This is a genomic window from Piscirickettsia litoralis, assembly GCF_001720395.1.
Classification (GTDB): domain Bacteria; phylum Pseudomonadota; class Gammaproteobacteria; order Piscirickettsiales; family Piscirickettsiaceae; genus Piscirickettsia; species Piscirickettsia litoralis.
In genome coordinates this window covers 1,302,933-1,309,851 of the sequence record NZ_MDTU01000001.1, presented here as the reverse complement: position 1 = coordinate 1,309,851, position 6,919 = coordinate 1,302,933, and the positions used below count along the sequence as shown (strand labels likewise).

General features: G+C 42.5%; 10 protein-coding genes. 2 read left to right on the top strand and 8 right to left on the bottom strand.

The genetic code is table 11. From position 1 onward, the window contains the following. Together BGC07_RS06280 and BGC07_RS06275 are read right to left on the bottom strand one after the other, a co-directional pair. Positions 1 to 396: DUF4124 domain-containing protein (locus BGC07_RS06280; RefSeq protein WP_139121749.1), on the bottom strand; the 396-nt coding region annotated here is incomplete at its 3' end. 82 nt (positions 397 to 478) lie between these two features. Beyond that, the gene (locus tag BGC07_RS06275; RefSeq protein ID WP_077216791.1) at positions 479 to 790 is read right to left on the bottom strand and encodes a DOPA 4,5-dioxygenase family protein; all 312 of its coding nucleotides are present in this window, start codon (positions 788 to 790) and stop codon (positions 479 to 481) included. Between the two features lie 101 nt (positions 791 to 891). Between BGC07_RS06275 and BGC07_RS06270 the strand changes: the two genes are divergently transcribed. After that, entirely contained in the window at positions 892 to 1,650 is a 759-nt protein-coding gene (locus tag BGC07_RS06270; protein ID WP_235602988.1) for a hypothetical protein, read from the top strand. Here BGC07_RS06270 and BGC07_RS21950 read toward each other — a convergent pair. The 6 genes from BGC07_RS21950 to gatC all read right to left on the bottom strand — a co-directional run bounded on the left by BGC07_RS21950 (position 1,647) and on the right by gatC (position 6,421). Further along, the gene (locus tag BGC07_RS21950; RefSeq protein WP_235602987.1) at positions 1,647 to 2,231 is read right to left on the bottom strand and encodes a DMT family transporter; all 585 of its coding nucleotides are present in this window, start codon (positions 2,229 to 2,231) and stop codon (positions 1,647 to 1,649) included. The genes BGC07_RS06270 and BGC07_RS21950 overlap by 4 nt on opposite strands. Continuing rightward, positions 2,143 to 2,589, bottom strand: a complete 447-nt coding sequence (locus BGC07_RS21945; RefSeq protein ID WP_235602986.1) for an EamA family transporter — start codon at positions 2,587 to 2,589, stop codon at positions 2,143 to 2,145. The genes BGC07_RS21950 and BGC07_RS21945 overlap by 89 nt, the downstream gene beginning before the upstream one ends. Before the next feature lie 101 nt (positions 2,590 to 2,690). Then, a complete protein-coding gene (locus BGC07_RS06260) occupies positions 2,691 to 2,894 on the bottom strand; it encodes a hypothetical protein (RefSeq protein WP_069312403.1) in 204 nt (67 codons plus the stop codon). Positions 2,895 to 3,116: 222 nt separating this feature from the next. After that, positions 3,117 to 4,553, bottom strand: a complete 1,437-nt coding sequence (gene gatB, locus BGC07_RS06255; RefSeq protein WP_069312402.1) for an Asp-tRNA(Asn)/Glu-tRNA(Gln) amidotransferase subunit GatB — start codon at positions 4,551 to 4,553, stop codon at positions 3,117 to 3,119. 30 nt (positions 4,554 to 4,583) lie between these two features. Further along, positions 4,584 to 6,041 carry an Asp-tRNA(Asn)/Glu-tRNA(Gln) amidotransferase subunit GatA gene (gene gatA / locus BGC07_RS06250; RefSeq protein WP_069312401.1) on the bottom strand — a complete coding sequence of 486 codons (1,458 nt, stop codon included), beginning with the start codon at positions 6,039 to 6,041 and terminating at the stop codon, positions 4,584 to 4,586. A 92-nt stretch (positions 6,042 to 6,133) separates the two neighbouring features. Beyond that, positions 6,134 to 6,421: an Asp-tRNA(Asn)/Glu-tRNA(Gln) amidotransferase subunit GatC gene (gene gatC, locus BGC07_RS06245; protein WP_069312400.1), complete on the bottom strand. Its 288-nt coding sequence runs from the start codon at positions 6,419 to 6,421 to the stop codon at positions 6,134 to 6,136. A 192-nt stretch (positions 6,422 to 6,613) separates the two neighbouring features. Here gatC and BGC07_RS06240 point away from each other — a divergent pair. After that, a partial coding sequence (locus BGC07_RS06240) for a rod shape-determining protein (RefSeq protein WP_201258124.1) occupies positions 6,614 to 6,919 on the top strand: 306 nt, incomplete at its 3' end.

The following is a 6,919-nucleotide window of genomic DNA, read 5'->3' as shown; positions in this document are numbered from 1 at the left end:
AGATTCTTTAATGAGTTTATTGTCAATATAGTAGTAATAACGATATGTATCGGTGTTAGATAAGGGTTTTAATTTTATTTTGATATTTCCCGCTGCATTATTGATACTTTGATTGTTTTTTGGTGAAATGATACTTAAATAGTTATCGTGGGTTGCTGTTTTCAATTGTGGGCTGTTTTTTATTGTTGTTGCGGTTAATGTTGGTGATGTAGGAAAACGGATAGGTTCTGAAAGGTGTAGTTGTTTTGAACCTGTATGGGGTTGATTGCTAAAGTGAGTGACCCCTTGTGTGTCTTGCCAACTGTAAACAGCACCATGACTTGTGTTTAGATGGATAGATGCAAGGGAGAAGCTTAAGCTGAATAAAAGTAAATAGGTTGATGAGTTTGCTTTCATATTTATTTCACGGCATTAGTTCAGAAAAACAAGCTGCTATTCAATACTAATGTAACCAAATTAAGCGATAACAGAAAGGGTTTTAAACAATAATGAGGGGTGGCCCCATCCAGCGGCCTTTGCTGTGATAAGCATCAGTCTCATCCCCTAAAACAGGATGGAGTAGGACACTATGACCATTGCGATGTGCTTTAAACCACTTTGTCAGCTTAGGAAGCAGGTCTTTAGGAAAAGCAATTTCAAACATCGGCTGTGGGTGTGGGTAGGGAGGCTTATCATGGAGCAGGCTGACTTCTGCAACACCTTCTAGCATGCTGTATAAGCTATTGCGTAGGAGTTTGGCAACCGGGCGAGTGCTGATATCGTAATAAAGGTGTATATGATAATCGTACATGGCCATTCTCCTACTGCTTATTGTTAGTATGGCTGGAATCAGCTAACTTGCAATGAATGTCCGCTGTCCCCTATAATCCGCGTAAATTATGGGAGAATCATGTGATACGCTATTTGATATTAACGGTTGCAGTCTTGCTATTGGTAGGTTGTGCGGGTAACGTTTCAAGAACAGCACCTTATCAGAATGCGCATATTTATGCTTGCCCTAATGAGCTGTCTTCTCTTTGTTACAGTACTGCGGTAGCACCATCTCGGCAGTGGTACCAAAGCCAAACTCTAAGCTTTGAAATACCGAAATCGTTTGAAAATCCTTTGCGTCAAGGCAAGCTTGTCATGCAAGAGTACTATGTGCCTTTGTTAGGTCATAAGCATGAATTTGCTGGGCCGGTACTTGTTCCATTGGCTTTAAAACAGACGAAGGTGATACGCCTTGAGAATTTCACCGACCAAGAGCTTAATATTATGAGTTTGCATTTATTAACGACCTTGCAACCTTCCCAGGATTTATCATCTATTTTGGATAAAATACAGCGTAATCCTGCCGATTATTTTGGTAATGCGGCAACCCGTTCAGTGCTGTTATTAGCAAGTGAGAAAATGCCTTTTGTATCATCAGCAGCAGTAAAAAATAATTTAATTAAATCTGCACATTTGATTTATGTGCTCGTTGGTTTGAAATTATATAACGGTAATGAGGGGTATTTGCTGTACAGTTTAGCAAGGTTGCCAATCAAGCCACCTTTTGTATTAACCGTTGAGCAAAAACTTTACAGTGAAAGCGAGCGAGCATTGCGAAAGGTGATTGCTGGTAAATTTAAGGTGACAAGAGAGCTAATAAATTCTGTGCGTTTAAATTAATGACTTGAGTGGGTGTGATTAGCCAGAGAAACAGCGGTAAGAATAATTATAATTCCTAGCCACTCAAACCAAGGGGTGATGCGGTTAAAAAATAGCACATCCCAGATAAAAGAAAGAGTAGGCTGTAAAATCAGGATGAAAGCGGCGACACTGACATTGACTTTAGGGAGTGCGTAGCTGATTAACCCCCAGCCGATGACTTGAGAAACCAATGCATACGCTGAAACCCAGGCATAATTTGATGGGGTGCCGAGTGTTAGGTGCTCACCTGTCGCTATTGCGATAATCAGTAAAAAAATCATCGCTGAAAAGGTAGTGATTGTTAATATAGATAAAGTATTAGGTGATTTTTCATTTGCATTTTTATTTTTATTCTTACTTGTATTATTGATATTTGCTTTTCTTAGAGTATAAATATAGCCGCTATAGCAAAGCCCTGAAATAAGACCGATAATCACTCCCCAGTGGTATTGGTGACCGAGGTTAAGCCAGTCATTTAAACAGAGTAATAAACCACCTGGAATAATAAAGATTAATGCAATAATCTGGTGTTTGTGGATTTTTTCTTTTAGAAAAAACAAGCTGATGAAAAGCAAGCAAAAAAATCTGGCAGCTGTTTAAAATTGTTGCAAGTCCGGGGCCAACATAGTGGATGCTTTGGTGCCAGGTGGCAAGATCAAGGCAGAAAAATAATCCGGCGATCATAGCAGGAAAAATGAAACGCTTGGTAATAACAATAGATTTTTTAGTAATAAAAGTGAATAAAAGCAAAATTAGGCCGCCGATGGCCATCCGGTATGCACCAATGGTTGCTGGTCCTGCAGAAATAAGGTGAACGAAGACAGAAGAGAAGCTAATAAAAGTGACGCCACAGGCAAGAACTAACTTATCAAATAGTGCGTGGGTGCGTAATGAGTAGAATAGAGAGGTTGCTTGCATAAATAGCTTTTAAAAGATAGAAGTAAATTTTACTGAGTTTAGAGCTGATTATAAGTTGAATTACTGCCAATAAAAAGAAGGCAGCAATTCGAGTTTGGTGACTAGGCAGGTAGGTATCCAGCATCGGTTAATTCTTTTAAGGCATCGCGAATGAGGTTTTTGTCGGTTGTATTTGTGCCTTTGGCGACATCTTCTACTGTTAAGTGGGGGCTGTTTTGTACGTGCTGTTGATGCTGAATATAGGCCATGACACCCAGGGCGCCAAGAGAGAGTCTAGAATCAGTAAAGTAGTTTGCAACTTTCATAAAAATCACTCCTTGAGATAATGAAAAATTATTTTTATTAGAGGGCCGGAACTCCATTGGACAACAGATGAAAAAATGATGTCAATCAATTCAGCAAACTTTCGATCATGCGGCGCAATAGCTGGGTATTTTTTATTAAAAAAAGTTTATAAAAAATAAAGTAAGAGTTTTATGATGATAGCTAGAAAGAAGAGAAGGGCGAAGCCCTTCGCTTATAATTAATTAAGAAGATAGTTTTTGTTTAAGCACTTTATTAAGCTCGGCAGGGTTGGCTTTACCTTTAGAAGCTTTCATTGCTTGGCCGACAAAAAAGCCGAACAGTTTATCTTTGCCTGAACGGTATTGTTCAAGTTGTGTTGGGTTTGCGGCCATCACTTCATCAACGATGGAGGCAATAGCGGCAGGGTCAGTGATTTGCTTTAAGCCTTTTTTCTCGATAATAGTATCGGCATCGCCTTGGCCTTCCCACATGGCAATGAAAATATCCTTAGCAATTTTACCGGAAATTGTATTATCGCCGACACGGGCAATCAGACCACCTAATTGCGTTGCCGAAATTGGGCTTTCAGTAACATCGAGTAGCTCTTTATTTAAAGCGGCATAAAAATCGCCCATCATTAAATTGGCAACGAGCTTAGCATGGCCATCGGCCGCTTTTACGGCGCCTTCATAAAAGTTTGCCATATCGCGGTTTGCGGTGAGTACGCCGGCATCATAATCGCTCAAGCTATATTGCTCGACAAAACGCTGGCGTTTTTGCTCAGGAAGTTCTGGCATTGTCGCTTTAATGTCTTCAATAAAACGAGGCTCGATAGCAACCGGTAATAAGTCAGGATCTGGAAAATAGCGATAATCATGCGCATCTTCTTTAGAACGCAATGAACGAGTCTCTCCCTTCATTGCATCAAAAAGGCGAGTTTCTTGATTAATCGTACCACCGGACTCTAGCACCTGGATCTGGCGTTCGACTTCAAAATTAATAGCGCGGTCGATAAAGCGAAAAGAGTTTAAGTTTTTCGTCTCAGTGCGGGTGCCAAACTCAGCCTGACCTTTCGGGCGTACTGAAACGTTGACATCGACACGGAAAGAGCCTTCTTGCATATTACCATCGCAAATCTCCAGATAACGCACGAGAGAGTGCAAGGTTTTGAGGTAAGCAACCGCTTCTTCGGCATTACGCATATCAGGTTCAGAGACGATTTCAAGTAAGGGGGTGCCTGCACGATTTAAGTCGATGCCGCTTAAACCATGGAAATCTTCATGCAAAGACTTACCTGCGTCCTCTTCAAGGTGGGCGCGGGTGATGCCGATGCGTTTAACCTTATCACCGTCTAAGCGAACGTCAAGGTAACCATCATGAACGATAGGCTGGTCATATTGACTGATTTGATAACCTTTAGGCAGATCCGCATAAAAGTAATGCTTACGTGAGAAAATAGAGCGCGGATTTACCTTAGAATTAGACGCTAAAGCAAATTTAACGGCCATTTCTACCGTGTCTTTATTGAGGACAGGCAAAACGCCAGGTAAACCTAAATCAATTGAGCACGCTTGTGTGTTGGGTAGTGCGCCGTAAGCTGTGGATGCACCGGAAAATATTTTTGATTGTGTGGCGAGCTGAATATGTACTTCCAGCCCGATAACGGTTTCCCATTCCATCTTTATTACTCTCTATAATATATTTATATTTTAAGCTTTAAATGCGGTCGGTATCATCGTGTGATGGTCTGTCACTTGCTGGTAGCGATGTGCAAGGTTAAGCAAGCGCGATTCATCAAAGTGATTACCGATCAGTTGCAATCCAACTGGCAAATTGTCAACGAAACCAGCCGGGTGTGATAAGCCTGGCAACCCCGCTAAGTTTACGGCAATCGTATAGATATCGGATAAATACATGGCGACAGGGTCTTTCTTGCTGCCAAAATCAAAAGCAGTTGTCGGTGCGGTTGGGCCGGCGATCACGTCAACCTCATTAAAAGCGCGCTTAAAGTCATCGCTGATGAGCTGGCGAACTTGCTGTGCTTTATTGTAATAAGCATCATAATAACCGGCTGAAAGCGCATAAGTACCAACCATAATGCGGCGTTTGACTTCATCGCTAAAGCCTTCTGCGCGTGAGCGCTTATAGAGGTCGATGAGGTCCGCTGGATTATCAGCACGATGACCAAAACGTACGCCGTCCATACGTGCTAAGTTTGATGAGCATTCAGCCGGAGCGATGACATAGTAGGCTGGAACGGCAAGTTGGGTTGTCGGCAGTGAAATCTCACAGATTTTAGCCCCGAGTTTTTCGTATTCTGCAATCGCCAGTTGAACTTGCTTTTCAACCTGACTGTCTAGACCTTCGCTAAAATACTCTTTTGGCAAGCCGATGCGTACACCTTCGAGTGAGTTGTTAAGGTGTTTAGTGTAGTCTTCAACTGGTTGGTCAACGCTTGTCGAATCTTTTTCATCAAAGCCTGCCATTACGTTTAGCATAATTGCAGCATCTTCTGCGGTTTGTGTCATCGGACCGGCTTGGTCTAAGCTGGAGGCATAGGCAATCATGCCAAAGCGGCTGATGCGCCCATAAGTTGGCTTTAAACCTGTGATTCCACACAGCGAAGCCGGTTGGCGAATCGAGCCACCGGTATCTGTACCGAGAGTCGCTGGGGCTTGGCGAGCGGCAACAGCAGAGGCCGAGCCACCAGAAGAGCCGCCTGGAACTTTATTTAAATCCCAAGGGTTTTTGGAGGCGCCGTAAAAGCTGGTTTCATTGGATGACCCCATTGCGAACTCATCCATATTGGTTTTACCGAGCATGACGGTGCCGGCATTTTTGAGCTTGCTAACAACAGTGGCATCATAAGGGGCGATAAAGCTATCAAGCATTTTAGAGCCACAGCTGGTTTTAACACCGTCTGTACAAAAAATGTCTTTATAGGCAATGGGCACGCCTGTTAACGGAGTTATATCGCTGCCTTGGGCTAATTTCTCATCGGCTTGTTTGGCCGCTGTGAGCGCTTGATCTTCTGTAATGCTGATGAAATTATTCAGTGTGTTATCTGTTGTCTTAATATGGTCAAGGTAGTGCTGAGTGAGCTCAACACTGGAGATCGTCTTGTTTTTTAGAGCTTGAATATGCTCGGCAATGGTGTTTCCTGACATGATAGTTACCTGGATGTTTAAATTTTATAATTTTTAGAGCGTTTAGCTGCTCACTAAATGATTAAGGATTAATTACTAATTATTTAATCAACTTATTCAATGACCTTAGGGACCAGGTAGAGACCGGCTTCAGTCTGTGGCGCGAACGATTGGAATTTTTCGTGTTGATCTTGCTCTATTGCCGTGTCGGTGCGCATGCGTTGAGTTGCATCAATCGGGTGAGCCATCGGTGTAATGCCTTGAGTGTCGGCGGCGTTGAGCTGTTCGACTAAGGCTAAGATATTGGAGAGATCATGTTGGTAGCGCTCGGCTTCATCTTTATCTAGGTGTAAGCGTGCAAGGTGTGCAATTTTTTCTACATCTGTCAGTGAAATTGACATGGTTTAGCCTCAAACTGTGTTTAATTCTGAAATATATGGGGATCAATAGTAGCATACCCGTTAACGCATTAGAAATGCTCGAGAGGTAAGGAATCGTCAAGAATAGTAATTCTAAGCTTGTGGTTTAGGGAGAATCAGTCACACTATACAATAAGGGTTCAAGGGATTGGGCGTTGAGCTGAGGATGCAAGCATGTTAAAGAAGCTGCGGGGATTTTTCTCTAGCGATTTATCGATAGATTTAGGAACGGCAAACACATTGATTTATGCCCGCGGGCAAGGGATTGTTTTGAACGAGCCTTCGGTGGTGGCGATTCGTCAAGATGGTGGGCATGGCCAAAAAAGTGTAGCGGCGGTGGGCATAGAAGCCAAACGAATGTTGGGTAGAACACCTGGGAACATGACAGCCATTCGACCGATGAAAGATGGCGTTATTGCTGATTTTTATGTGACCGAACGAATGCTAAAGCACTTTATTCAAAAAGTTCATGCTGAAAAA